Genomic DNA, 25,966 nt, shown 5'->3' with positions numbered 1-25,966 from the left:
TACTCCTTGAATTCGTTGATCTATGAAGAAAGAGGCGCTCAGCCTTCGACGACACCCATGATGTCTTCTTCGCGCATGACGAGCAGTTCCTCGCCCTCGACCTTCACGGACTGACCGGCATACTTGCCGAACAGCACCTTGTCACCGGCCTTGACGGCCATCGGACGGACCTTGCCGTCGTCGAGGATCTTGCCATTGCCGACGGCGACCACTTCACCCTGGTCCGGCTTCTCGCCCGCCGAGTCGGGAATCACGATACCGCTGGCGGTCTTGCGTTCGGCTTCGAGACGCTTGACGATCACACGATCATGCAAGGGACGAATATTCATCGACTTCACTCCTTTGTTTCGAACTCAGTATTCGCGGGCCATCGCCCGCATCGATTGTTTCTACTAAGAGCCGGCCTCAAGTCCGACAGCTTCCTGAGGACACGACTGTTAGCACTCACTGCCAACGAGTGCTAATAATAGGGACGACCCTGTCCGTTTTCAAGGGCAGAACGAAAGGATTTTTTTCAGTGGAGGCTGAAACGGGGCGACGCGGGGGCCGATCGTCGCCGAAAACCGGCCATCAGCCTGGCGCGTCCCGCGGTCGGCGGCTGCAGCATGAAACAGGCGCACCGCTGCAGCCGCCGACGAATCCCGCAGCATGCCGGAAACCTCCGGGGAAGGGCGCGGCCCGTTCTTCCTCCGGGACGGCCGCCGGCCGCGTGACGATCGATCCCCGCGTCAGCTCTCGAAATGATAGGCGGTGACCCGCTCGACTTCGGCGGACGAGCCCAGGATGACCGGCACGCGTTGATGCAGCCGGGTCGGCATCAGGTCCAGAATGCGCTGGCGTCCGGTGGTCGCCGCGCCACCGGCCTGTTCGACGATCATCGCCATCGGGTTGGCTTCATACATCAGGCGCAGTTTGCCGCCCACGTTCGCGCACTTGGCGTCCAGCGGGTACATGAAGATGCCGCCGCGCGCGAGGATCCGATGCACGTCCGCGACCATCGACGCCACCCAGCGGGTATTGAAGTCCTTGCCGCGCGGCCCGGCGGTCCCTGCCTGCAGCTCACTGACATAGCGCTGCACCGGCGCTTCCCAGTGGCGCATGTTGGAACCGTTGATTGCGTATTCCTGGGTCTCCACCGGCACGGTCATGAACGGGTGCGTATAGACGAAGCTGCCCATCTCGCGGTCCAGCGTAAAGCCATGCACGCCGTGGCCCAGCGTCAGCACCAGCATCGTGGAGGGGCCATACAGCGCATAGCCCGCTGCGACCTGGTCGCGTCCGGGCTGCAGGAAGGAAGCTTCGGTCGGATCCGAATCGCTGGCCGGATTCTTCAACACCGAAAAGATGGTGCCGATCGAGATGTTCACATCGATGTTCGACGATCCGTCGAGCGGATCGAACAGCAACAGATAACCGCCCTTGGGATAGTCGAACGGAATCTGATGCACCTCCTCGATCTCCTCCGAGGCCATCGCCGCGAGGTGGCCACCCCACTCGTTGGCTTGCAGCAGGATCTCGTTCGCGATCACATCGAGCTTCTTCTGCGCTTCGCCCTGGATGTTGTCGGTGCCCGCCTCGCCCAGCAGATCCGCCAGGGCACCCTTGGATACATTCACGCTGATCGCCTTGACCGCGCGCGCGACGACTTCGATGAGCAGACGCAGATCCGGGTTGATCCGCGCTGCACGCTGCTGTTCGATCAGATACTGGGGAAGGGTGACGCGTCTCATCAATGGGCTCCTGTGTGCCCGCCTGCGCCGGGCCATGTTCGAATGGACGCAATTATCCCCGTTGTCGCAAGACCATGCATCCCGGATCGCGGACGCAGCCAAACGAATCAGCCGTTCGCGACCGCCCTCGAGGCGCGCGGGCGATCAGCAGGCGCAGGCCGCGCCGGAGGCCGCGGCCGGATTCGCGACCTTGCCGGTGGCGAAGTCGAAGTTCACCTGACCCAGGTAGTGGGCAAGCGCGGCATCCATGCCAACGGCGTGATTCTCGAACCAGGCGGGCAACTCCTCGACCAACCGACGTCCGAGAAACATGTCGCCGGCCTCGACCCGTTTGCGCACATCGCGGATCACCGCGAGGACGCGATCGTGCTCCGCCCGGTGGCAGCCCGGAAAGTTGACCGCTTCCATCCAGCGGTTCTCCTGCTCGAAATGGGCCACGGTATGCTCGATGAAGCGGTCGTAGGCTGCGAGAAAGCTCGTCGCGTCCGCTGCAGCCAGCGCCTGATAGCACTCGACGAATTCACGATGTGTCGCATCCATCGGCTCCAGACCCAGTTCCAGCGAATCGTTCCATTCCAGTGATGACATCGAACTCACTCCAGTTCAGTGCGATCCTGTCCGGCGCGCATCGCCGCCCTGACGGCCGACGTCGACACTCGGGTCGGATCCACGCTTACACTCATTTGACGATCTTCAGGTGACTGCCGCGTGGCGGAGCCGGTGGTTCGTCGCCACCATCGGATCGGTCTGCGTCGGACACATCGTCGGTGGCATGCTGTGGTTCGATGTCCGGTGAGTCCTCGTGCCCGTCCGCCTTCCTTCGCGGGGAACCGGGATCGGCCTCGAAGGCCATGCCCTGGCCATTCTCGCGGGCATAGACCGCGAGCACGTTGCTCATCGGCACCAGCAGCGAATGAGACACGCCTCCGAAGCGCGCCTGAAAGGTGATCGTGTCGTTTCCCATAAGCAGGTTGTTCGTCGCATCGGGCCCCAAATTGAGCACGATCTGGCCCTCACGCGCGTAACCGGGCGGAACCAAGACGCGCTCGTCGACGATCACCGCCAGATGCGGGGTAAAACCCTGATCCACACACCATTCATAGATGGCGCGGACCAGGTAGGGTTTGGTCGAAACTGTGGTCATCGGTGGTCAACTCGGCCTTGAATCCCTCCGCTGGACAGACAGTCGCCCGCCCGCTTCACGGATGAGTGATTTCGGTTCAGCGACGCATCACCTTCTCCGACGGCGTCAGTGCGTCGATGAAACCCTGACGACTGAAGATGCGCTCACCGTATTTCATGATCGCGGTCGCCGTCTTGGGCAATTCGATGCCGTAATGCTCGAGCCGCCACAGCAACGGAGCGATCGCGACATCCAGCATCGAGAACTCGTCACCCAGCATGAACTTCTGCCGCGTGAAGACCGGGGCGAATTGCACGAGCTGATCCCGCACGTGGGCGCGATTCTTGTCCGCCGTCTTGCCGCCCTTCTCCAACGCGTCGATATGGGCGAACAATTCCTGCTCGAACGTATGCAGCAGCTGCCGCGCACGGGCGCGCATGATCGGATCCGGCGGCATCAACTGCGGATGCGGAAAGCGCTCGTCTATGTACTCGTTGATGATGTTCGACTCGTACAGCACCAGATCACGATCCACCAGGACCGGCACCCGGTTGTACGGATTGATCACTGCAATGTCTTCGGGCTTGTTGTAGAGATCGACGTCGATCACCTCGAAGTCCATTCCCTTCTCATAAAGAACGATCCGGCAACGGTGACTGAAAGGATCGGTCGTCCCGGAATAAAGGGTCATCATGGTCTGCTAACTCCGGATTCCTAAAGCAAAAGCGCACCACACGAGAATCGCGTGGTGCGTAGGGCGCGGCAGGCACATCGGCTCGGGGCCGACGCACCGCTCTGCGCTTAATGGATGTCTTTCCAGTAATTCTTCTTCAGTGCGTAGCCCAGAATGGAGAACCCGACGAGGAAGATCAATACGAAATATCCGATGAACTTGCGCTTTTCCGCACCCGGCTCACCCATCCACACCAGGAAGGACACAAGGTCGGCGACCGCCTCGTCGTACTCCTGGGCCGACATAGCGCCCGGTTTGACCAGCTCGAGCGCTACACTGGTGGTGCCGTCGCCGTTCTCCGTGAAGTTCGCGACCTGGTCGCCCTGGAGCTGCCAGAAAACGTGCGGCATCCCGACGTTCGGGAAGACCAGGTTGTTCCAGCCGGTCGGCCGCGCCGGATCACGGTAGAACTGCCGCAGGTAAGTGTAAAGCCAGTCCGCGCCGCTGCCGTCGCCCGAGTTGCGCTGCCGCGCGACCAGGGTCAGGTCGGGCGGTGCCGCGCCGAACCACCCTGCGGAATCGCCCGGCCTCATCGCGATCTTCATCAGGTCGCCGATGCGCTCGCCGGTGAACATCAGATTGTTCCGGATCTCGTCATCGGTGAGGCCGAACTCATTGAACTGCTTGTAACGCACGAAGCTCGCGCTGTGGCAGTTAAGGCAGTAATTGACGAACAGTTTGGCGCCATGCTGCAGCGCGGCCGGATCGGTACTGACCGGCGCACGGTCCAGGTTGAGCGAGGCAGCGGCTCCGAACGCCAATGCCGGTGCGAACAGCAGCGCCGCTGCGAACCGCTTGAAGGTCTTGATCATACGCATACTCATTTGGAGGTCACCCTTTCCGGTTCGGGTTTGCACTTGTCGATCTTGCTGTACCAGGGCATCAGCAGGAAGAATGCGAAGTACAGCACCGAGCAGATCTGCGCCAGCAGGGTGCGCGCCGGCGTCGGTGCGAGCACGCCCAGATAGCCGAGAATGAAGAAGGACACGATGAAGACGGTGAGCGCGATCTTGTAGATCGGCCCACGGTAGCGAATGGACTTCACCGGGCTGCGATCCAGCCACGGCAGGAAGAACAGGATCACGACCGCCGCACCCATCGCCACCACGCCCCAGAACTTCGCATCGATACCGAACAACGGGAAGGTGACTGCGCGCAGGATCGAGTAGAACGGCGTGAAGTACCAGACCGGCGCGATGTGCGGCGGCGTCACCATCGGATTGGCCGGGATGAAGTTGTTGTACTCGAGGAAGTAACCGCCCCCCTCGGGCATGAAGAACACCACCCACGAAAAGAAGAACAGGAACACGCCGACCCCGACGATGTCCTTGACCGTGTAGTACGGATGGAACGGAATGCCATCGAGCGGAATGCCGTTCGCGTCCTTCTTCTTCTTGATTTCGACACCGTCCGGGTTGTTCGACCCGACTTCGTGCAGCGCGATCAGGTGGGCGACCACCAGACCGAGCAGCACCAGCGGCACCGCGATCACGTGCAGCGCGAAGAAGCGGTTCAGCGTCGCGTCACCGATCACGAAATCGCCGCGAATCACGGTGGAGAGGTCCGGGCCGATGACCGGAATCGCGGAAAACAGGTTGATGATGACCTGCGCCCCCCAGAACGACATCTGCCCCCATGGCAGCAGATAGCCCATGAAGGCCTCGGCCATCAGCACCAGGAAGATCAGCACGCCGAAGATCCACAGCAGTTCGCGCGGTTTGCGATACGAACCGTAAAGCAGTGCGCGGAACATGTGCAGATACACTACGATGAAGAAGGCCGACGCACCTGTGGAATGCAGATAGCGGATCAGCCATCCGCCCGGCACCTCGCGCATGATGTATTCGACGCTCGCGAACGCGACCGGAATGCCGGACACATTGAGACTGGCATCCGGCTTGTAATGCATGACGAGGAAGATGCCGGTCACGATCTGAATGACCAGCACCAGCAGTGCCAGCGAACCGAAGAAGTACCAGAAATTGAAGTTTCTCGGCGCGTAGTACTCGGACAGGTGCGCCTTGTAGCTCGACGTCAGCGGAAAGCGCGCGTCGATCCAGTTCAACATAGACTGAGATTTGGTCGTCATCGCTTAGGCCCTATCGTCTTCACCCACGACCAGCGTGGCGTCCGTGAGGTACTTGTGAGGAGGAACTTCGAGGTTGGTCGGCGCCGGCATGCTGCGATACACGCGACCCGCCAGATCGAAGAAGGAGCCGTGACACGGGCAGAAGAAACCACCGGGCCAATCGTCGCTGACACCACTGGCTGCGCCGGTGCGGAAGCGTTCGGACGGCGAACACCCGAGGTGGGTACAGATGCCGACCGCGACCAGAAACTCGGGCTTGATCGAGCGGTGCTGGTTCTGGGCATAGTCCGGCTGCTGTGGTTGCCTCGACTCCGGGTCGGCGACCAGTGGGTCGGTCTTCTCCAGGGATTCGAGCATTTCGGGCGTGCGCCGCAATATCCAGACCGGCTTGCCGCGCCATTCCACGGTCATCATCTCGCCGGGAGCAAGCTGGGCGATGTTCGCCTCGACCGGCGCGCCGGCCGCTCTGGCCCGATCCGAAGGCGTCAAACTGGCGACAAACGGCACTGCCGTGGCCACCGCCGCGACACCGCCCGCCGCCGAAGTCGCGACCAGCAATGTACGACGACTACTGTCCATCTTTTGATCCACGCTCATGACCTCTTCCTGAAAGGAGTGCAAATTCCGGTTCAAAAACCGCGTCATTATAGGCGAAACGCCGCAGCAGAAAAAGCACCTGTGACGAACGCGCCGACCGATCAACGCTTTATGTGCGGCTCGCGAAGTTCTGGAGGCCTTGATGTTGCTGCATTGCAACAAGCAAGCGTCGACCTCGGCCTCATGATTCGACCTGTCGCATCGATCGCATGCAAGTCCAACAGGACGCAGGCGAAGCCCGAAGCGCACGCCGCATATACCCGGCGCCGCGCGCAACCTCAGAGTGTGCGCCGCTCCAGCAGGGCCTGGGCAATGGTGCCCGAGTCGACATGCTCCAGTTCGCCCCCGACCGGCACGCCGCGCGAAAGGCGGCTCACGCGAAGGCCGCGCGCCGACAGCAATTCCGAGATCATGTGCGCCGTCGCTTCGCCTTCATTCGTGAAATTGGTCGCGAGCACCACCTCCTCGACCACGCCGTCTGCCGCGCGGGCGAGCAGTTTATCGATCCGCAACTCCCGCGGCCCGACCCCGTCGAGCGGCGACAAGCGGCCCATCAGCACGTAGTAGAGCCCCTTGTACGCCTGTGTCTGCTCGATCATCGCGAGATCCGCGGGCATCTCGACCACGCACAGCATACGGGCATCGCGTTGCGGATTCGCGCAGCGCTGGCAGACCTCGGACTCGGTGAAGGTGTTGCAGCGTTCGCAGTGCCTGAGCCGCCGCAGGGCGTCGTCCAGCGCGTGGGCGAGCCGCCCCGCCCCGCGCTGATCGCGTTGCAGCAGATGATAGGCCATGCGCTGGGCCGACTTCGGACCGACGCCCGGCAGGCAGCGCAAGGACTCGATCAACTCGTCCAGGCTGGAAGGCGACATGCTCGAGGCCTGCCTAGTCCGGCGACACGGCCCGGGAGGGCGAGCGGAGCCGCATCAGAAGGGCAGCTTCATGCCCGGCGGGAGATTCAGTCCGGCGGTGAAACCGGCCATCTTCTCCTGCGTGGTCGTCTCCACGCGCCGTACCGCATCATTCACCGCAGCGGCGAGCAGATCCTCCAGCATCTCCTTGTCGTCCATCACCGAGTCGTCGATGCTGACCCGGCGCACGTCGTACTTGCAGGTCATCAACACCTTGACCATGCCGGCGCCGGACTGACCCTCGACCTCGACCGATGCGAGCTGGTCCTGCATCTTCTTCATGTTCTCCTGCATCTGCTGGGCCTGCTTCATCAGGCCCGCAATTCCGCCTTTCATCATGCTTGTCACTCCTGAGTTGAATTCAAAGGGGTTTGACCGACGCCTCGATCAGCGTGGCATCGAATCGTTCTATCAGTTCGCGCACGAAAGGGTCGCTTTCGAGCGCCGCGACCGCCTCTACATGACGCGCACGCCGTTCCGAGGCATCGCGCTGGGCCGGCGTCTCGCCTGCGATCTCACCGAGTTCGACCTTCAGGCGCAGGCTGCGCCCGAGCCGCTCGGAGATCAGATCCCCCAGCCGGGTCGCCAGCCCGGGGTTCATGTCGAGCAGATGATGATGGGCCCGTGACAACCGGATCGTCAGTACGTCGTCGGCCAGCGACACCCACTCGCAGTGCTGTGCAAGCTCGCGCACCATGCCTCCGAGGCTGATCAGGCGCGGCACCGCGTGCCAGTCTCCCGCCGCCAGCGCCGCTTCGAGGCTGTCACAGGCCGCTTCATGCGGGACCCCCTCCAACCTCGAGGGCTGCGCCGCTGCCGATTGCGGCTGGATTCGAATGGGTTGGTCCTCGGCACGGTCCGGGCTCGGCATGTCGGCATCCCCGGCTGCTTCGGGCGGCAAGGACTCCCACGGCGGAACGTCACCGGAATGCGCCTGTTCGGGGCCGCCGCGCGACGATGTCGACACGCCTCCGACGCGACCGGCCACATGCGGCGTATCCGCCCGATCAGCGCGGTCGGGAGGGCATGCATCGGTGCTCGTTCTGACCACGGCGACCAGGGCCGTCCCGACCGGGTCGTCCGGACGCGGCGACTGCGACCGCAGCGCCGAAAACCGCTCTGTCGCAGACGGCGTCCGGGCAGGCGCGGACGCGACGCTTTCCGCCGCCGCGGGGGCCTCCATAGCGCGGGCACGCCCGGCGCCACCGCCCCCGGCGATCGCGCCGCCGCCCAAAGGAGTCGGCTGCTCCGGCCGGAAAGCGTGCAGCCGCAGCAGCGTCATCGTGAAGCCCGCATAAGCATCCGGCGCAAGCGACAGCTCGCCGCGGCCGTGGATCACGATCTGGTACGCCAGTTGCAGGAACTCGGCGTCGAACTGCCGTGCGTACCCCAGCAGGTGCGTCCGCTCGGCCGCATCGGCGACGGCCGCAGGCGCGAATTGAACCAGCGCGATCCGATGCAACAGCGAGGCCAGAGACTGCAGCGCGGCCTCGAACGACAGGCTCCGGGCTTCCATGTCGTCGGCCACCGCAAGCAGCCCGGCGACATCCCCCTGCGCCAGTGCGTCGAGCACGCCGAACAGGTGGTCGTCACCGACCGCACCCAGCATGTTGCCGACCTGCTCCGTCTCGACCCTGCCCGCCCCATGCGCGATCGCCTGGTCGAGCAGGGACAGCGCATCCCGCATCGAGCCGGAGGCGGCCTTGGCGATGAGCCGCAAGGCCGCCGCGTCATGGGTCACCTGCTCCGCGTCGAGGATGCGGGCCAGATGGTCGACGATATGACCCGGCGGCATCTGCTTCAGATTGAACTGCAGGCAGCGCGACAGCACGGTCACCGGGATCTTCTGCGGATCGGTGGTCGCGAGGATGAACTTGACATGCTCGGGCGGCTCTTCCAGCGTCTTCAGCATCGCGTTGAACGCGTGGCCGGTCAGCATGTGAACCTCGTCGATCATGTAGACCTTGTAGCGGCCCTGCACCGGCGCATACACCGCCTGGTCCAGCAGCGCCGCCATGTCATCGACACCGCGATTGGACGCGGCGTCCATCTCGACATAGTCGGGGAAGCGGTCGGCGTCGATAGCGACGCATGCGGAGCACTGCCCGCAGGGTTCCGCCGTGACACCGGTCTCGCAGTTCAGCGCCTTGGCCAGGATGCGGCTGATGGTGGTCTTGCCGACGCCGCGCGTACCGGTGAACAGCCACGCATGGTGCAGACGGCCGGTGGCGAGCGCATGCGACAGGGCCCGGACGACATGTTCCTGGCCGACCAGCTTGCCGAAGGACTTCGGTCGCCATTTTCGCGCGAGTACCTGATAGCTCATGGGGACGGATTTTAGCCCGGATGCAACACGCCGGGTCGCACATTTGCGCCGACACGAACCGGGCAGTCGCGACTTTTCGTGGCCCCGCACGTAGGCTAGACTTTGGTTGACATACCGCCCGCGTGTGGATCCACCCGGGCGATCCCTCACAGTCTCCACACCTTGTTCAGGCATGAGGACGATGATGGGAAAAGCACCTTCCGAGATCTCCGACCCGAATGCGGGCGTGGCCAGCAGGACCCCGGCGGCTCACGCCTACAAGCGCCGCCGCAGGACCAACGATCAGGCCCGCGATACGCTGGCCTCGCTGCTGGCGCAGGCAGGCATCACCGTCGACGGTGACCGCCCGTGGGACATCCGGGTCCACCACCGCGAAACGTCGAGCCGCATCCTTGCCAGCGGCAGTCTGGGACTGGGCGAGAGCTACATGGACGGCTGGTGGGACTGCGACCGGCTGGACGAATTCATCTGCCGGATCCTGCTCCATCAACTCGACCGGAAGGTCTGCACCACCGAATGGCTGGTTCAGGGTCTGCGCGCCCGCCTCTTCAATCTGCAGAACCTGCGCCGTGCCTGGCAGGTCGGCGAAAGGCACTATGATCTGGGCAACGATTTCTTCGCCGCGATGCTGGGCCCGACCATGGCCTACACCTGCGGCTACTGGGCGGGCATCGAGAACGGCGGCGATCTCGACGCGGCGCAGTCGGCAAAGCTCGATCTGATCTGTCGCAAGCTCGGCCTCGAAGCCGGCATGCGTCTGCTCGACATCGGCTGCGGCTGGGGCAGCCTGATGCGTCACGCGGCGCGACATTACGGGGTCAGCTGCGTCGGCGTCACGATCTCCCGGGAGCAGGCCGAACATGGCCGCATGCTGTGCGAAGGGCTGCCGGTGGAATTCCGGTTGATGGACTATCGCCAGATCGAGGATCGTTTCGACCGGATAGCGTCGATCGGCATGTTCGAGCATGTCGGACACAAGAACCATAGAGTCTTCTTCGAGGTCGCCAGGCGAGCGCTGTCCGACGACGGTCTGTTCCTGCTTCACACCATCGGCAAGAACCTGCGGCGGGATCCGACCGATCCGTGGATAGACCGCTACATCTTTCCGAACGGCGACCTGCCCTCGCTCGGACAGATCGCCGACGCCTCCGAGGACAGTTTCATCACCGAGGACCTGCACAGCTTCGGCGCCGACTACGATCGGACACTGATGGCCTGGCACGCGAATTTCGAGGCCATGTGGCCGCAGTTCGGCGAGCGCTACGGCGAACGTTTCCGCCGCATGTGGCGTTACTACCTGCTCGCCTGCGCCGGCACCTTCCGGGCGCGCACCACGCAGCTGTGGCAACTGGTGATGTCCCCACGGGGCGTTGCGGGCGGTTACCGGCGGATCGGGAGCTGAACCGATTGTGGCGGGTCCAAGCGCATCGGGCCCATCGGCGATCTCGTGATCATGATGCTGCTCGACACGGTGTCCGGCGGGCGAATTCGCCCCCGACGGGTAGATGGAAAGCACGACAGGCGCCTAAATCGGCGACTGTCGCTTGTCGTCACAGCCAGAATCAGGGGTGGCGAGCCTGACCCCCGGCACTTGCAGGATACGGCTGTGGCTGCTGCCTTCCGGCCCTGACCAGGTTCACCGCGCTGCAATGCGGGGAGACCCGCCACGGCCGCCATTGTACCAGCTTATAGCTTCGCACAAACCGACCGAGCCCCATACTGCAGCAGCCCTCGCGGTCCGGAAAGTCTTCCTCGAAGAACGCCAGTCCGTCCCCCGCTCCGCCGGAACGCACCCTTTCTTGGTCTTGCGCAGTGCGACCCACCGGTTCACATCGACGCGCGCGCACGCTCGACCAATTCGCCGAACAGCGCACGCTGGCGGCGCATGTAGATCAGAAACTCCGGGTGCCACTGCACCCCGAGCAGGAAATCGGCATGCGGATCTTCCACCGCCTGGACGATGCCGTCCAGATCGCGCGCGCTCACGCGCAACCCGTCGCCCACGCGGTCGATCGCCTGCTTGTGAAGACTGTTGATACGAAAGCGGCCCCGTCCCATCAGGCGGGAGAGCAGACTGTCCTGGCCGTCTTCGACGCACAAGGTCTTCAGCGGCAACACCGTCCAGCGGTGGGATGTCTTCTCCCGCTTCGAGTGAAGTTCCTGGAACAAGGTCCCGCCGCGGCACACGTTGAGCAATTGCGCACCCCGACAGATGCCCAGCAGCGGCAGGCCTCGATCGAGCGCATCCCGGATCACCGCGCTCTCGAGTGCATCCCGCTCGGAATCGTAATTGGGTTCGACCTCGGGCTCCGCCGCGTACAGCACCGGCTCCACATCGTGCCCGCCGGTCACCACCACCCCCTGGTAACGGAAATCGGCCGGATCCTGGCCCGGGCGCAGTTGCAGGGCGCGCCCGCCATGGAGCCATACCGCCAGCGCGACCAGTGCACGTGGCCCGAACGCCCCGCGGACCGGACCGGTGATCGCGATCACCGGTCCAGCCACGCGGCCTCCAGTTCCGCCGTCCAGTCACCCAGCCAGCGATCCAGCGGCCGGCTCAGGAAAGCCCGGTATGCGGCGCAGCAGGCATTCAGCCGCGACGCATCGGCTGCGAGGCGCTCGACCTCGACCCAGTCGTTCCACGCCAGATGGAAACCCCACTCCGGCTTGTGGATGTCGCAATCGGGCAGGCGATAGTGAAAGGTGGGCCGGGCCTTGATCAACGGATCCTGGACGTGTCTGCGCACACGGACCTCATCCAGAAACTTGAACAGCGGCAACATGTCGAGCGCGCGGTTGCGGGTCGGATTGTCGGCCAGATAGTCGTCGATGAGGGTCGCCTGGTCAGGCCAGTAGTCCGGATCGATCACCTTCCTCACATAGCCCATCGGAAAGGGATTGACGTAACTGGTCGCGCGACGCGACGTATCGATGTCCGCACGCGTGGACAGCCAGTCGTACAGGCACAGGAAGGCCTTCAGACAGGCCGTGATCAGTGCCGGATCGGTGCTCGGCAGCTCCGGATTGAACTGCAGACCGAAGGCATTGATCAGGCTGTCGGAGGTGCCCCGGGCACCGGCCTCGCGCAAGCGCAGGATCAGCCGCTCGATGTCGTCCAGGCGATGCAGCGGCAGCGGCGGACTGACCACCTCCAGCGGCACCAGTGCCTCGGCCGCCCATGCGAGCACGTCCTCCGCCGAGCGACCGAGCTCGTCCGCAATCGACTCGTCCTTGCGCGCTTCGCGGCCGAGCCGCTTGAGCAGGTCGAAATCCAGTTCCACGATCCAGTCGCCCGCTGGATCGCCCTCCAGCACGCGCTCATAACGGCCGCGGGTCTCGACCCTGGCGCCGACGAAATCGGCGACACACGCGGCCAGCGCATCGAGCGCCAGTCCGCTCATCTCCATCTCGACGCCGACCCGGCGGGTATCGCCGTCGGCATTCTTAAGCCATGGCGGCTGCTTCAGATCCGGTGATGATGTTGTCATCGGTGCGCTCCTTGAATCGGCTCCAGGCAAGACCGAGTCAGCCTTGCAGACTCTCGGCGATCTGTTCGCAGTACTGCTGGAGTTCATCGGGGACGCCGCCGGGACAGACGCCACACTCACGATTCCCCGGCACCGCATAGTCGATGAATCTGGGATAGGCCAGATCCAGTTCACGCATGATCTTCACGAATTCAGCCAGCGTCCTGTCGCCGCCCAGACGGGGATTGCGCAGCTTCTCCTGCGCGATGGACGATACCCTCCGGCCCTGGTAATCATGCCCCGGATACACCAGCGTATCGTCCGGCAGAACGAACAGTTTGTCGCGCACGCTGTGATACAGCGTTTCCGCGTCGCCGCTCTGAAAGTCGGTACGTCCGCAGCCGTCGATCAACAAGGCATCACCGGTGAACAGGCGCTCGCCGACGCGGTAGGCATGATGACCATCGGTATGGCCGGGCGTGAACAACGGGTCGAGCCGGATGCTGCCGAGTTCGAAGGGGATCCCTTCCTCGAGTCCGATGTCTGCGCACGGAAGACGATCGAGGGCCGGACAGGCGATGCGGCTCCCGACCTCGTCCCGGAGTTTTCGCGCCGCGGTGATGTGATCGGCATGGATGTGGGTATCGAGGGTGAAGGCGAGTCGCAAGCCAAGGCTGCCCAGCGCCTCGAGATCGCGCTCCCAGCTTGGCAGCACCGGGTCGATCAGCAGCGCCTGGCCCGTTTCGTCACAGCCGATCAGGTAAGTGTAGGTACTCGATACCGGTTCGAACAACTGTCTGAAAATCATCCCCGTCCCTCCTCCGCCGCAAACGCTCACCGCATGGTTTCAACTTAGCATGAAACGAGTGCCTGCCTGAAGACCGGATCGCGGAAAGCCTTTCGACCATCCGGAACGGATCGAAGCGCGGACGCGCGAGGCCTGTTCGGTGGCGAAGTCCTGTTCGTCGACAGGCTGACGGCGATCACGAGCGCGACGCACCCCACGTCGAACATCGATTCGCACGGCCGGCTAATCCATTAAGCTACGGCTGTGTCGCACCATCAGGCAGGTGCATGCGCCATGAACAGACTTGGCCCGTGCGGCGCAGCGCATTGTGCTGCGCGCCGGGCGCACCCGGTGCTCGCGGCGGATCTCGAATGGATTCGATGACGAACGAACAGTTGCTGATTCTCGCGATTCTGCTCGCCACGATCGCGATGTTCCTGTGGGGAAGCTGGCGTCACGACATGGTGGCCGCAGGCGCCCTGCTTGCATGCGTGCTGGCGGGGCTGGTTCCGCCGCAGGCGGCGTTCGCCGGTTTTGGCCATCCGGCGGTGATCACCGTGGCCTGCGTGCTGGTGCTGAGCCGGGGACTGCAGACGTCCGGCGCGGTCGACCTGATCGCGCGTCATGCGTTACCCACCAACACCGGCCCTGCGCTGAGTCTGGCGACGCTGGTGGGACTCGGTGCGGTGCTGTCGGGCTTCATGAACAACGTCGGCGCGATGGCGCTGCTGATGCCGGTCGCGATCCAGTTGGCGACCCGGCTCGAACTCCCGCCGGGCCGCGTGTTGATGCCGCTCGCGTTCGGCACGATTCTGGGTGGCATGACGACGATGATCGGCACACCGCCCAACCTGATCGTGTCCGGGTTTCGGGCCGAGACCGGCAGGGGTTCGTTCGCGATGTTCGATTTCACGCCGGTCGGCCTGGCGGTGGCCGTAGTCGGCGTGCTGTTCATTGCCGCAGTCGGCTACCGCCTGGTCCCGGCCCGCAAGCGGTCCGATACCGAGGGCTTCGAAACCGGCGCCTATCTCACCGAGGTCCGTGTGACGCGGGACGGCAAGGCCGTCGGCATGAGCCTGCGTGACATCGAGCGCGCACTCGAGGAAGGCGACGCCCAGGTGGTCGGTCTGGTCCGCAACGACGTGCGCCTGACCGCGCCACAGGCCGGACGCAAGGTGCTGGCGGGCGACATTCTCGTCATCGAAGCCGACATCGAAGCCCTGCCCGACGTGCTGTCCGGACTGGGCCTGACACTGGAGGAGGCCGGCGCGTCCAGCGCTGACGACGATACGGATGAAAGGGCCGCGCAAGACCGCAGGGCGCCACGCAAGCGCGCCGACGGCAAGCGCGTGACCTCCTCAAACGATGAACACGATGCGGACGAAGCGGAGCCGCGCAAGCCCGCGTCCGACGAGATCGTGCTGATGGAACTGGTGGTCCGCCCGGAGTCCGCGATCACCGGACGCTCGGCCAAGGACATGCTGCTGCGCACGCGCTACGGCCTGAACCTGCTCGCGGTGTCGCGCGAAGGGGCACGCTCCAAGGCCCGCCTGCGCAGGCTCAGGATCCAGCCAGGCGACCTGCTGCTGATGCAGGGGCCACCGGAGGCGCTGACCGAGTTCGCCTCCGACTCGGGCTGCGTGCCGCTGGCCGAGCGCGAACTGCGCATCCCGGACCGGCGCCAGGCGCTCACCGCCGGCCTCATCATGACGCTTGCGGTCGGCGGCGCCGCGTTTGGCCTGCTTCCCGCCGCGATCTCATTCGCGATCGGCGTGCTCGCTTCGATGGCATTGCGCACTGTGCCGCCGAGGTCGGTGTACAGCGCGATCGACTGGCCGGTCATCGTGCTGCTCGGCGCGCTGATCCCGGTGGCCGGTGCGATGGAATCGACCGGCACGGCCGGGCTGATCGCGCACTTCCTGATGGAGTCGGTCGCGCAAGGCCACGCGATCGTCGCGCTGACGCTGATCCTGTTGGTGACGATGTTCCTGTCCGACCTGATGAACAACGCGGCCACCGCCGCGGTGATGTGCCCGATCGCGATCGGCGCCGCCAACGCACTCGGAGTGAGTGCCGACGCGTTCCTGATGTCGGTCGCGATCGGCGCATCCTGCGCCTTCCTGACCCCGATCGGTCATCAGAACAACACGCTGATCCTGGGTCCGGGCGGTTTTCGGTTCGGCGACTACTGGCGCCTGGGCCTGCCGCTGGAAGCGCTGGTCGTCGCGGTCAGCGTGCCGCTGCTGCTGCTCGTATGGCCGCTGTGACGTCGACACCCATGTTACGGAGCGACCGATGCGGCTGACCCGGAAGCGGGCGGTGCTCGCAGCCCTGCTATTCGCCCACACGCTGGGCATCCTGTCTTCGATTGACGCGCTGATGTCCACGCGCACCGCACCCGGCGCAGTCGCGTGGATCGTGTCGCTGAGCACCTTTCCGTATGTCTCGGTACCCGCCTACTGGGTATTCGGCCGCAATCGCTTCAACGGCTATGTCATCGGCCGCAAGGAAGACGACAACAGGCTCTACCGCGAACTCGCGCACAAGATGACTCATGTGGACGAGCACGCGACCTCGCTGCCGACCGCGCAACAGGAACTGCAGGTGATGGAGCGCCTGGCGAAATTGCCGTTGCTGGGCGGCAACCGCGCGGAACTACTGATCGACGGCGAAGCCGCCTTCGACAGCATGCTGGCCGGCGTCGATGCGGCCGAACGCTACCTGCTGGTGCAGTTCTACATCGTGCGCGACGACCAGCTGGGCGGTGAGCTCAAGCGCCGGCTGGAGGCGAAGGCCCGCGCCGGCGTGAAGGTGCATTTCCTGTACGACGAGATCGGCAGCTACCGTCTGCCGCGGCGCTATGTCGACGAGTTGCGCGCGGCGGGCGTGCAGGTGAGACCCTTTCACTCCACCCGTGGCGCCGGAAACCGCTTCCAGCTCAACTTCCGCAACCACCGCAAGATCATCGTCGCCGACGGACAGAGCGGCTGGGTGGGTGGATTCAACGTCGGGGACGAGTACCTCGGGCGCGACGTCCGGATTGGCGCCTGGCGCGACACTCACCTGAAGCTCGAAGGCCCTGCGGTGTTCAGCCTGCAGTTGTCCTTTCTGGAGGACTGGCATTGGGCGAGTGGCGAGATCCTCGACTTCGACTGGCAGCCCGCCGCCGCCGCGGAAGATGGTTCGCCGGTACTGATCGTGCCGAGCGGGCCGGCCGACCGATTCGAGACCGCCAGCCTGATGGTGCAGCATGCGCTGGCCTCGGCCCGACATCGGGCCTGGATCGCGAGCCCGTACTTCGTGCCGGACGAATCGGTACGAAACGCATTGAAGCTTGCCGCGCTTCGGGGCGTGGATGTACGGGTGCTGATCCCGGAACGGCCCGACAACACGCTGGCCTATCTCGCCGCCTACGCGTTCATAGGCCCGCTGCTCGAGGCCGGCATTCACATTTACCGCTACGACGCCGGTTTTCTGCATGGCAAGACGATACTGATCGACGACGCTGCCTCGGCGGTCGGCACGGTCAACCTGGACAATCGATCATTCAGGCTCAACTTCGAGATCACCGCGTGGGTCGTGGACGCGGCCTTCGCCCGCGACATGGAGGCCATGTTCGAACGCGACTTCGCCCGCGCGCGCGAAATGGTGCCGGAGGACATCACGGAACGACCGTGGTGGTTCCGCGTCGCGTCGCGCGCCGCCTATCTGACCGCGCCAGTGCTTTGATCCGGGGGCCGCGCCAGGGCGGATGAGCATCGGCCGGCGCGCGGCGAAAAGGCTCAGGTGCGCTGCGTCAGACGGTTGCCAAAACAGCTGCAATCATGTTGCGCAACTCGGGCAGACAGGAACCACAGGAAGTGCCGCGCGTCAGCCGCCGCGCTGGCGTCGCGCCTCGAACAGACAGATTCCGCTCGCGACCGATACGTTCAGGCTCTCTACGCTGCCATGCATCGGGATCTGAGCGAGTTCGTCGCAGGTTTCCCGCGTCAGCCGGCGCAGGCCGTCACCCTCGGCGCCGAGCACCCACGCGACCGGCCCCTTCTGGTCGATCTGGTAGAGGGTCTTGTCCGCCTCACCGGCCGCGCCGATCACCCAGATACCCGCTTCGCGCATCTCGCGCAGACTGCGCGCCAGGTTGGTCACGGTGACATAGGGCACCGTGTCCGCCGCGCCACTGGCGACCTTGATCACGGTGGCATTGAGACCCACCGCGCGATCCTTGGGCGCGATGACCGCATGCGCCCCGGCGGCATCGGCGACCCGCAGGCATGCACCGAGGTTGTGCGGATCCTGCACCCCATCGAGTACCAGCAGCAGCGCATCCTCTTCCAGTCCCTCGAGCACGTCGGCGAGTTTCAATTCACGCTGGCGTGCGTCGACGCGCGCGACAACGCCCTGGTGACGACGGGTGCCGACCATCCGATCGAGCCGATCCGCTTCGGCCAGGATCAGTCTCACGCCCTGCGACTCGGCCAGCTTCGATACGTCCTTGCTGCGCATGTCGTTTCGTTGCGACGACAGATAGACCTCGAAGACGCCCTCCGGATCACGACGCAGCTTGCCGAGCACTGCATGAAAACCATAGATCAGCCGACTCCCGCCTGCATGCGTATCCGCTTCATCCGGCCGGGCGTCCCGGTGCTTGCCACGCCTGGATCGTTCAGCCACGGCGCTTTCCCCTTGCCCGCGCCGGCGATGGCGACTTGTTCCGCGGCTTCGCGTCGCCCGCGCCCGCCTTGCGTCCACCGCCCGCCGGCTTGGCCTTCGACGGGCTTGCTGCAGTCACCTTCGGCACCCCCTTCTTCCGCGGCGTTCCCTCGGGCGGCGTCTCGGGCGTTGCGGCGGACGGGCCGCCGGTCGCCGATCGCCTCCGTTTGTTTCGCTCGGATACCGTCTTGGGTGCGCCTGCGGCCGGCGCAGATGGCCCTGGCGACGATGCCGGCCCGAGGGCCGGGTCCTCCTCGACCAGCCGGAAGTCGATCTTGGTAGTCGCGAGGTCGACACGCACCACCTGCACCCTCACCCGGTCCGACAGGCGGTAGCGCACGCCGGTGCGCTGTCCGGCCAATTCGTGGCGTGTTTCGTCGAAGTGAAAGTAATCGCTGCCCAGGTCGGATATGTGCACCAGACCTTCGATGAAGATGTCGTCCAACGCGACGAAAAGTCCGAACGGGACCACTGCCGACACGCTGCCGACGAACTCCTCGCCGACCTTGTCCTGCATGTAGTAGCACTTCAACCAGGACACTACGTCGCGCGTGGCCTCGTCAGCACGCCTTTCGGTCTGCGAACAGTGCAATCCGACCGCATCCCAGTCGCTTGCGGGCAACTTCTCGGACTGCAGCGCGGCCTTGATCGCGCGATGCACGAGCAGGTCAGGGTAGCGTCTGATCGGAGACGTGAAATGCGTGTAGGCTTCGTAGGCGAGGCCGAAATGCCCGACGTTGTCCGGGCTGTACACTGCCTGCCGCAGCGAACGCAACATGACCGTCTGCAGCAACTGCGCGTCTGGGCGGTTCCTGACCTGATCGAGCAGCGCGCCGTAGTCCTTCGCCTTGGGTTCGTCGCCGCCAGCCAGGCCAAAGCCGAATTCCGCCAGGAAGGTTCGCAGTTTCTCGAGCTTCTCCGGCGTCGGCCCTTCGTGCACCCGGTACAGCGCGGGCTGTTCGCGCGCCTGCAGGAATTCGGATGCGCATACGTTGGCGGCGAGCATGCATTCCTCGATCACGCGGTGCGCGTCGTTGCGCACTTCCGGGACGATCCGCTCGATCTTCCCGTTGTCGTCGAAGATCATGCGGGTTTCTGTGGTTTCGAAGTCGATCGCACCCCGCTTGGCGCGCGCCTTGAGCAACACCCGGAACAGGCTGTCCAGGTTTTCGAGATGCGGCAACAAGGGCCTGAGCGCTTCGCGCTGCGCCGGGTCCTGCTCGTACAGCGCGGCCGCGACTTCGGTGTAGGTCAGACGGGCATGCGAGAACATCACCGCCGGGTAGAAGCGGTAGGCCTTGATCGCGCCGGTCGGGGAGATACTCATGTCGCAGGCCATGCACAGGCGCTCGACCTGCGGCATCAGCGAGCACAGACCGTTGCTGAGCTTTTCGGGCAGCATCGGGATCACGCGACGCGGAAAATAGACAGAGTTGCCGCGCTCGAGCGCATCCTCGTCGAGCGGTGAGCCCGGTTCGACGTAGTGGGATACGTCGGCGATCGCGACGATCAGCCGGAAGCCGCGCCCCTGACGCTCGCAATAGACCGCGTCATCGAAGTCCTTGGCCGTCTCGTTGTCGATCGTGACCAGCGGCAGTTCGGTGATGTCCTCGCGCCCGGCCCAGTCCTTCTTGCGCACCTTCGCCGGCAGCTTGCGGGCGAGTTCCATCGTTTCGGGCGAAAAGTCGAAAGGCAGCTGGTGCTTGCGCAGCGCGATCTCGATCTCCATGCCCGAGTCGGCGTAATTGCCGAGCACCTCGACCACGCGTCCGATCGGTTGCGCGTTGCGGTTCGGCTGCTCGATCAGTTCGACCGTGACGACCTGGCCTTCCTGCAGCGGCTTGCCACCCGGCGCAACCAGGATGTCCTGCGCGATTCGCCGGTCCTCCGGGACCACCAGCAGGATGCCGTGTTCGATCAGTACCCGCCCGACCACGCGGGTGTTGCCACGTTCGAGGATCTCGACGATCTTGCCTTCCGGCCGACCGCGGCGGTCGGTGCCGGAGATCCGCACGATGACGCGATCGCCATGCAGGACCTCGCGCATCTCCTTGGGACCGAGGAACACGTCCGGCTGCTTGTCGTCGCGGATCAGGAAGCCGAAGCCATCCGCATGCCCGACGACCCGGCCGCGGATCAGATCGGCCTTGTCCGGCAGGATCAGCGCGCCGCGACGATTGCGGATGACCTGGCCATCGCGCTCCATCGCACGCAGGCGACGCTCGAACAGTTCGACCTCCGTTTCCGAGATATCGAGCAGTTCGCACAGACGCTCGAAGCGCAGGGGCACGCCCTGCTCGGCGAGCACCTGTTCGACATATTCCCGGCTCGGCAGCGGATTCGGATATTGCGCGATCTCGCGCTCGAGAAACGGATCGGCCCTGCGGACCGCACTCAGTGCGGCCGTGCTGCTGCCCACCCCTTCGGATTGTGTGTTCGTGTGTTTTCTTTTCATTGACTTTGTTGTGTGAGTGCTTATAATGCGCGGCTCGTGCCCAGATGGCGGAATTGGTAGACGCGCTAGTTTCAGGTACTAGTGCCGCGAGGCGTGGAGGTTCGAGTCCTCTTCTGGGCACCACAGTTTAGGTTGAAAGCCGATCTCAGGATCGGCTTTTTGCTTTTCAGGGCGGCTGGAAAACAAATGAGCGCCCGCCAGGCGCTCATTCTCACCCCTGTGATCAGGCGCCAAACGGGTGACGCCGCAGTATGGTTTCATCCCGCTCGGGACCGGTCGAGATCACGTCGATCGGAATCTCGCAGATTTCCTCTATGCGGTGCAGGTAGGCTCGTGCCTCCTGCGGCAGGGCTTCCCAGCTTTGCGCACCATAAGCGGTTCCGCTCCAGCCCGCCATGGTTTCCAGGATCGGCTCGCAGCGCCTGACCTCCTCCGAGCCCATCGGCAGCAGATCGATCCGCCTGCCGTCGAAAATGTAGCCGGTGCACAACTGCAGCTCGGTCAGGCCGTCCAGCACGTCGAGCTTGGTGATGCACAGCCCGGTCACGCCGTTGATGATGATCGAACGCTTCAGCGCCGCCAGATCGAGCCAGCCGCAGCGCCGCTTGCGGCCGGTGACAGTGCCGAACTCTCGCCCCTTGGTGGACATCTGCTCGCCCGGTGTGCCGGCCGTGTCGATGTCGAGTTCGGTCGGAAACGGCCCGGCACCGACCCGGGTGCAATAGGCCTTGGTGATGCCTAGCACGTAGTGCAGGCGCCCGGGGCCGACGCCGGACCCCGCCGCGGCCTGACCGGCGACACAATTGCTCGACGTCACGAACGGATAGGTGCCGTGGTCGATGTCGAGCAAGGAGCCCTGCGCACCTTCGAACAGCAGGCTGCCACCGGTCTTGTTCACCGCGTAAAGCTCGGCCGACACGTCAGCCACCATCGGGCGAATCTCGTCGGCATCCGCCATCGCGCGGTCGAACTCTGCCTGAAACTCGACCGGATCGGCGCCCAGATGCTGGGTCAGCACGAAGTTGTGATATTCGAGGTTGGCCTTCAGCTTCTCCGCGAAGCGCTCGCGATCGAACAGGTCGTAGACCCGCAGCGCCCGCCGCGCGACCTTGTCCTCGTAGGTCGGGCCGATCCCCTTGCCGGTGGTGCCGATCTTGCTCTCCGGATTACGGGCCGCCTCGCGTGCGTGATCGAGTGCGACATGGTAGCCGAGGATCAACGGACATCCCGGGCTGATCCTGAGGCGGTTGCGCACCTTTATGCCCCCCGCCTCAAGCGTGCGAATCTCGCTGAGCAGATGGTGCACATCCAGCACCACGCCATTGCCGATGTAACAGGCAACCCCCGCACGCACGATGCCGGACGGCACCAGATTCAGCTTGTACACATCCGACCCGACCACCAGCGTATGGCCGGCATTGTGGCCGCCCTGAAAGCGGACCACCCCTTCGGCATGATCGGTGAGCCAGTCGACGATCTTGCCCTTGCCCTCGTCACCCCACTGGGTGCCGATCACGACCACGTTCTTTGCCATTTCTCACTCTCCCTGAAGCGGTTCGACCGACCAGCTGCCGTCCCGCCTGACCAGTTGCCGGTCGCAGCCGGCTTCCTTCCAAGTTCCCGCGTGGCCAGGCAGTTCGGACATGACGACCTCGCCCCTGGCTCGCAGGCGATCGACGATGTCGCTCAGCGCCCGATCCCGGTCGTCCGGCGCCAGGATCGCGCCCATCGGCGCATCGACGCGCGGATTCGCGACCAGTTCACGCAGATCCAGACTGAAACCGGTCGCGGGCCGGCCACGCCCATAGGCCGCTCCGACCTGATCGTAGCGACCACCCAGCGCCAGCGCGCCGGGCGAGCCGTCGCCATAGGCAGCGAACATCAGGCCGCTGTGGTAGTGATAGCCGCGCAGATCGGCAAAGTCGAAGCTGATCGGCAGTTCGACCAGCGCATCGGCAAGGCGCTTCATGTCGACCAGTGCGGAGCGGATCTCCGGCAATGCGGGCAGGCGCGCGGCCGCCTCGTCCAGGATCTCCGGGCCGCCGTAGAGCGCCGGCAGGGCGAGCAGCGCCGAGCGCATCGGCTCGGCTACATCCGCCAGCAGGCCCTGCAGATCGGGTAGATCCTTGGCCTGCAGCAGATCGAACAACGCCTCCTCCCGCTCGGGTACCAGCCCGGCGCCGGCGGCCAGGGCCTTGAAAATGCGCATGTGACCGAGGTCTATGCGACTGGCCGGCACTTGGGCGAGCCGCATCACGTCGGCGAGCAGACGAATGATCTCGATGTCCGCTTCCAGCCCGTCGTGACCATAGAGTTCGGCACCGAGCTGCAGCGGTTCGCGGGTCGCGGTCAGCGTCGACGGCAGGGTGTGCAGCACGCTGCCGCAGTAACACAGCCGCGACACACCGCTGCGGTTGAGCAGATGCGCGTCGATGCGAGCGACCTGCGGGGTCATGTCGGCGCGCACGCCCATGGTCCTGCCGGACAGCTGATCCACCAGCTTGAAGGTGCGCAGCTTCAGATCGCGACCCGCACCGGTGGTCAGCGAGTCCAGGTACTCGAGCATGGGCGGCATGACCAACTGGTAGCCATGGGCGCGAAACGTGTCGAGCAACTCGCGTCTCAGTCGCTCGAGCTGTTCCGCCTCGGGCGGAAGCGCATCCTGTATGTGTTCGGGGAGAACCCAACGCATCTTCAAGTCACCAGGAACAGTATCAGCAGCCCGACCAGCATGGACGCGAGTCCGATGAAACGGATCTGTCCATCGGCGAGCCGGGCAAGCTGCAGAAAGGTCTCGCGCCAGCGTGCCGGCGCGACCAAGGGAAGCAGGCCTTCGAGCACCAGCATCAGCGCGAAAGCCATCAGCAAGGATTGGCCCATCGACTCAGTTGTCGACAGCCCCGGTCGGGGACTTCAGGAACTTGAAGAAGTCCGAACTTGGATCGACCACCATCACGTCGCTCTTGCCCGAGAAACTGCTGCGATAGGCCTCGAGACTGCGATAAAAGGAGAAGAACTCCGGATTCTGTTCGAACGCAGCCGCGTACGTCGAGATCGCCGTCGCATCGCCCTGACCCTTGAGTATCTGGGCCTCTCGGTTGGCCTCGGCAATGATGACTTCACGCTGCCGGTCGGCATCAGCCCGAATCTGCTCCGCAATCGCGGCGCCTTCTGAACGCAGTTCGTTCGCCACACGCAGACGCTCAGCTTCCATCCTGCGATAGACCGACTCGGACACCTCGGTCGGCAGATCGACCCGCTTCAGGCGCACGTCGAGAATCTGCACGCCGATCTGACGCGCGTCGGTGTCGGCGCGGATACGCATGTTCTCCATGATGCGATCACGCTCACCCGAGATCACCTCCGGCACCGTCCGACGACCGAACTCTTCCCGAAGGCCGGAATTGACCGTCTGCAACAGCCGGGTGCGCGCACGCACCTCGTCACCGGCCACCGACTCGTAGTACAGGCGCGGCTCGATGATGCGCCACTTCACGAAATGGTCGACCAGCACGTTCTGCTTCTCGGCCGTGATGAAGCGCTCGGGCTCGGTCGAATCGATGGTCAGGATCCGCTTGTCGAAATAGCGCACGTTCTGGATCAACGGCAGCTTGACCTTGAGACCCGGCTCGCTGATCACTTCCTTGATCTCGCCCAACTGGAAGATGATCGCGAAGTCGCGCTTGTCGACCTTGAACAGCGTCATCGAGGCAAGCACCCCGAGGAAGACCAGTACCCCGACCAGAATGTTCAGCTTGTTACTCATCAACGGGCTCCCAGATCACGGCTGCGCATCATGTCACGATCACGCGGGTCAAAAACCGGCTCGCTCTGCCGTATCGGTGACGGATTCGTTACCGGAGCGGCCGAACGCTCGTTCACTCGGGCTTCGCCCCCCTGCAGCAGCTTGTCGAGCGGCATCAGCAACAGGTTGCCATTGCTGTCCGAATCGATCATGACCTTGCTGGTGTTGGAGAAGACCTCCTGCATCGTCTCCAGATAGAGGCGCTCGCGGGTCACTTCAGGCGCGCGGCTGAACTCGGTATAGACCTGCGTGAAGCGCGACGCCTCACCCTCGGCATTTGCGATGACCCGCTCGCGGTAGGCATTGCCCTCCTCGATCAGTCGCGCCGCCGCACCACGCGCACGCGGCACGACATCGTTGCGATAAGCCTCACCTTCGTTGCGCAGACGCTCCCTGTCCTGCCCGGCCTTGACCGCGTCGTCGAACGCTGCCTGCACCTGCTCTGGCGGCTGGGCATTCTGCATCGTCACGCGGCTGATCAGGATGCCGGTCTCGTAGCGATCGAGGATGGCCTGCATCAACTCCTGCGCAGTCGCTGCGATGTCCTCACGGCCTTCATACAGCACGAAGTCCATCGTGTTGCGGCCGACGATCTCGCGCATCGCCGTCTCGGCGACCTGCATCACCGAGTCGTCCGGAAAACGGTTGTTGAACAGGTAGTCTTCCGGGCTCTTCAGGATGTACTGCACCGCGAACTGGATGTTGATGATGTTCGCGTCATCGGTGAGCATCAAGGCTTCGCGCAGGACCCGGTTGCGCTCTGCTCCGCGGTAACCGATCTCGACGGTACGCACACCGGAAAGGTCGACGATCTCCTCCCGCTCGATCGGATAGGGCAGCCGCCAGCGCAGACCTGGCTGTGTCGTCTCGACCGGACTGCCGAAGCGCAGCACCACCGCGCGCTGGTTGGCATCGACCGTATAGAAGCCACTGGCCAGCCAAACCACCAGCAGTAGCGCGAGCAACGCCCCGATGCCGCCGCCGAACTGCTTGAACGAGATCTGCGGCAACTGTGGACCGCCTCCGCCACCGCCGGAACCGCCGCCATTCGGACGGTTGCCGCCTTCACGCTTGCCGCCGAAGATGCCTGACAGGCGTTGATTGAAATCGCGCCAGACATCCTCCAGATCGGGGGGCCCCTGGTTATCGCCACGACCCTTGTCGCCGCGCTTGTCGTCGTCATTCCCCTGGTTACCCCAGCGAGGATCATTCAGTGACATTAGCAGACCTGTA

24 protein-coding genes, 1 tRNA gene and 1 other RNA gene are annotated in these 25,966 nt (G+C 64.3%); 4 read left to right on the top strand and 22 right to left on the bottom strand.

Going from position 1 to position 25,966, the window contains the following annotated elements:
• Positions 1-38 precede the first annotated feature (38 nt).
• The 11 genes from groES to dnaX form a co-directional block, all read right to left on the bottom strand.
• Positions 39-329 carry a co-chaperone GroES gene (gene groES / locus ACKVEX_RS02535; protein WP_473214103.1) on the bottom strand — a complete coding sequence of 97 codons (291 nt, stop codon included), beginning with the start codon at positions 327-329 and terminating at the stop codon, positions 39-41.
• 399 nt (positions 330-728) lie between these two features.
• A complete protein-coding gene (locus ACKVEX_RS02530) occupies positions 729-1,730 on the bottom strand; it encodes a class 1 fructose-bisphosphatase (protein WP_473214102.1) in 1,002 nt (333 codons plus the stop codon).
• 144 nt (positions 1,731-1,874) lie between these two features.
• Positions 1,875-2,318, bottom strand: coding sequence for a hemerythrin domain-containing protein (locus tag ACKVEX_RS02525; protein WP_473214101.1), 444 nt, complete (start codon positions 2,316-2,318; stop codon positions 1,875-1,877).
• Positions 2,319-2,409: 91 nt separating this feature from the next.
• Positions 2,410-2,874: a ClpXP protease specificity-enhancing factor gene (locus ACKVEX_RS02520; protein ID WP_473214100.1), complete on the bottom strand. Its 465-nt coding sequence runs from the start codon at positions 2,872-2,874 to the stop codon at positions 2,410-2,412.
• 76 nt (positions 2,875-2,950) lie between these two features.
• Entirely contained in the window at positions 2,951-3,547 is a 597-nt protein-coding gene (locus ACKVEX_RS02515; RefSeq protein WP_473214099.1) for a glutathione S-transferase N-terminal domain-containing protein, read from the bottom strand.
• Positions 3,548-3,654: 107 nt separating this feature from the next.
• On the bottom strand, positions 3,655-4,410 hold the full coding sequence (locus ACKVEX_RS02510) for a cytochrome c1 (protein ID WP_473214098.1): 756 nt from the start codon (positions 4,408-4,410) through the stop codon (positions 3,655-3,657).
• Complete coding sequence (locus tag ACKVEX_RS02505; RefSeq protein WP_473214097.1) at positions 4,407-5,675, bottom strand: cytochrome b; 1,269 nt, start codon at positions 5,673-5,675, stop codon at positions 4,407-4,409. The genes ACKVEX_RS02510 and ACKVEX_RS02505 overlap by 4 nt, the downstream gene beginning before the upstream one ends.
• Positions 5,676-5,678: 3 nt before the next feature.
• A complete protein-coding gene (gene petA, locus ACKVEX_RS02500) occupies positions 5,679-6,272 on the bottom strand; it encodes a ubiquinol-cytochrome c reductase iron-sulfur subunit (protein WP_473214096.1) in 594 nt (197 codons plus the stop codon).
• A 278-nt stretch (positions 6,273-6,550) separates the two neighbouring features.
• Positions 6,551-7,144 (bottom strand): recombination mediator RecR, encoded by a 594-nt coding sequence (recR, locus tag ACKVEX_RS02495; protein WP_473214095.1) that lies wholly within the window; start codon positions 7,142-7,144, stop codon positions 6,551-6,553.
• A gap of 54 nt (positions 7,145-7,198) precedes the next feature.
• Positions 7,199-7,522, bottom strand: coding sequence for a YbaB/EbfC family nucleoid-associated protein (locus tag ACKVEX_RS02490; RefSeq protein ID WP_473214094.1), 324 nt, complete (start codon positions 7,520-7,522; stop codon positions 7,199-7,201).
• Positions 7,523-7,544: 22 nt separating this feature from the next.
• Positions 7,545-9,509 (bottom strand): DNA polymerase III subunit gamma/tau, encoded by a 1,965-nt coding sequence (gene dnaX / locus ACKVEX_RS02485; RefSeq protein ID WP_473214093.1) that lies wholly within the window; start codon positions 9,507-9,509, stop codon positions 7,545-7,547.
• A 181-nt stretch (positions 9,510-9,690) separates the two neighbouring features.
• Here dnaX and cfa point away from each other — a divergent pair, with 181 nt between their 5' ends.
• Complete coding sequence (cfa, locus tag ACKVEX_RS02480; RefSeq protein ID WP_473214092.1) at positions 9,691-10,911, top strand: cyclopropane fatty acyl phospholipid synthase; 1,221 nt, start codon at positions 9,691-9,693, stop codon at positions 10,909-10,911.
• Positions 10,912-11,076: 165 nt separating this feature from the next.
• Here the strand turns inward: cfa and ffs are convergent.
• From ffs to ACKVEX_RS02460, 4 genes are all read right to left on the bottom strand, one after another.
• An RNA gene (gene ffs, locus ACKVEX_RS02475) (signal recognition particle sRNA small type) lies at positions 11,077-11,175 on the bottom strand.
• A gap of 161 nt (positions 11,176-11,336) precedes the next feature.
• Positions 11,337-12,014 (bottom strand): gamma-glutamyl-gamma-aminobutyrate hydrolase family protein, encoded by a 678-nt coding sequence (locus ACKVEX_RS02470; protein WP_473214091.1) that lies wholly within the window; start codon positions 12,012-12,014, stop codon positions 11,337-11,339.
• Entirely contained in the window at positions 11,999-12,997 is a 999-nt protein-coding gene (locus ACKVEX_RS02465; RefSeq protein WP_473214090.1) for an amidoligase family protein, read from the bottom strand. Before ACKVEX_RS02465 ends, ACKVEX_RS02470 begins: the two co-directional genes overlap by 16 nt.
• Positions 12,998-13,034: 37 nt before the next feature.
• Positions 13,035-13,784: an MBL fold metallo-hydrolase gene (locus ACKVEX_RS02460; RefSeq protein ID WP_473214089.1), complete on the bottom strand. Its 750-nt coding sequence runs from the start codon at positions 13,782-13,784 to the stop codon at positions 13,035-13,037.
• Between the two features lie 350 nt (positions 13,785-14,134).
• Here ACKVEX_RS02460 and ACKVEX_RS02455 point away from each other — a divergent pair, with 350 nt between their 5' ends.
• Complete coding sequence (locus ACKVEX_RS02455) at positions 14,135-16,030, top strand: SLC13 family permease (protein ID WP_473214088.1); 1,896 nt, start codon at positions 14,135-14,137, stop codon at positions 16,028-16,030.
• Between the two features lie 28 nt (positions 16,031-16,058).
• Positions 16,059-17,492: a cardiolipin synthase gene (gene cls / locus ACKVEX_RS02450; protein WP_473214087.1), complete on the top strand. Its 1,434-nt coding sequence runs from the start codon at positions 16,059-16,061 to the stop codon at positions 17,490-17,492.
• Between the two features lie 141 nt (positions 17,493-17,633).
• Here the strand turns inward: cls and rlmB are convergent, their stop codons facing one another.
• Both rlmB and rnr read right to left on the bottom strand, forming a co-directional pair.
• On the bottom strand, positions 17,634-18,356 hold the full coding sequence (rlmB, locus tag ACKVEX_RS02445) for a 23S rRNA (guanosine(2251)-2'-O)-methyltransferase RlmB (RefSeq protein WP_473214279.1): 723 nt from the start codon (positions 18,354-18,356) through the stop codon (positions 17,634-17,636).
• 70 nt (positions 18,357-18,426) lie between these two features.
• A complete protein-coding gene (rnr, locus tag ACKVEX_RS02440; RefSeq protein ID WP_473214086.1) occupies positions 18,427-20,928 on the bottom strand; it encodes a ribonuclease R in 2,502 nt (833 codons plus the stop codon).
• Between the two features lie 38 nt (positions 20,929-20,966).
• Between rnr and ACKVEX_RS02435 the strand changes: the two genes are divergently transcribed.
• A tRNA-Leu gene (locus ACKVEX_RS02435) sits at positions 20,967-21,051 on the top strand.
• Between the two features lie 100 nt (positions 21,052-21,151).
• Here the strand turns inward: ACKVEX_RS02435 and ACKVEX_RS02430 are convergent.
• From ACKVEX_RS02430 to hflK, 5 genes are read right to left on the bottom strand one after another with little or no spacing between them, the layout of a single operon-like run.
• The gene (locus ACKVEX_RS02430) at positions 21,152-22,462 is read right to left on the bottom strand and encodes an adenylosuccinate synthase (RefSeq protein ID WP_473214085.1); all 1,311 of its coding nucleotides are present in this window, start codon (positions 22,460-22,462) and stop codon (positions 21,152-21,154) included.
• 3 nt (positions 22,463-22,465) lie between these two features.
• Complete coding sequence (locus ACKVEX_RS02425; RefSeq protein ID WP_473214084.1) at positions 22,466-23,620, bottom strand: ATP phosphoribosyltransferase regulatory subunit; 1,155 nt, start codon at positions 23,618-23,620, stop codon at positions 22,466-22,468.
• 2 nt (positions 23,621-23,622) lie between these two features.
• Positions 23,623-23,808 (bottom strand): DUF2065 domain-containing protein, encoded by a 186-nt coding sequence (locus tag ACKVEX_RS02420; protein WP_473214083.1) that lies wholly within the window; start codon positions 23,806-23,808, stop codon positions 23,623-23,625.
• Positions 23,809-23,812: 4 nt separating this feature from the next.
• Positions 23,813-24,694 carry a protease modulator HflC gene (gene hflC, locus ACKVEX_RS02415; RefSeq protein WP_473214082.1) on the bottom strand — a complete coding sequence of 294 codons (882 nt, stop codon included), beginning with the start codon at positions 24,692-24,694 and terminating at the stop codon, positions 23,813-23,815.
• Entirely contained in the window at positions 24,694-25,953 is a 1,260-nt protein-coding gene (hflK, locus tag ACKVEX_RS02410) for an FtsH protease activity modulator HflK (RefSeq protein ID WP_473214081.1), read from the bottom strand. The genes hflC and hflK overlap by 1 nt, the downstream gene beginning before the upstream one ends.
• Positions 25,954-25,966 lie beyond the last annotated feature (13 nt).

The organism is Denitraticella aggregata (assembly GCF_048158365.1).
GTDB lineage: Bacteria > Pseudomonadota > Gammaproteobacteria > Burkholderiales > Rhodocyclaceae > Azoarcus_F.
Note: the sequence above shows the minus strand (reverse complement) of the source record. Positions and strands in the feature narration are given on the sequence as shown.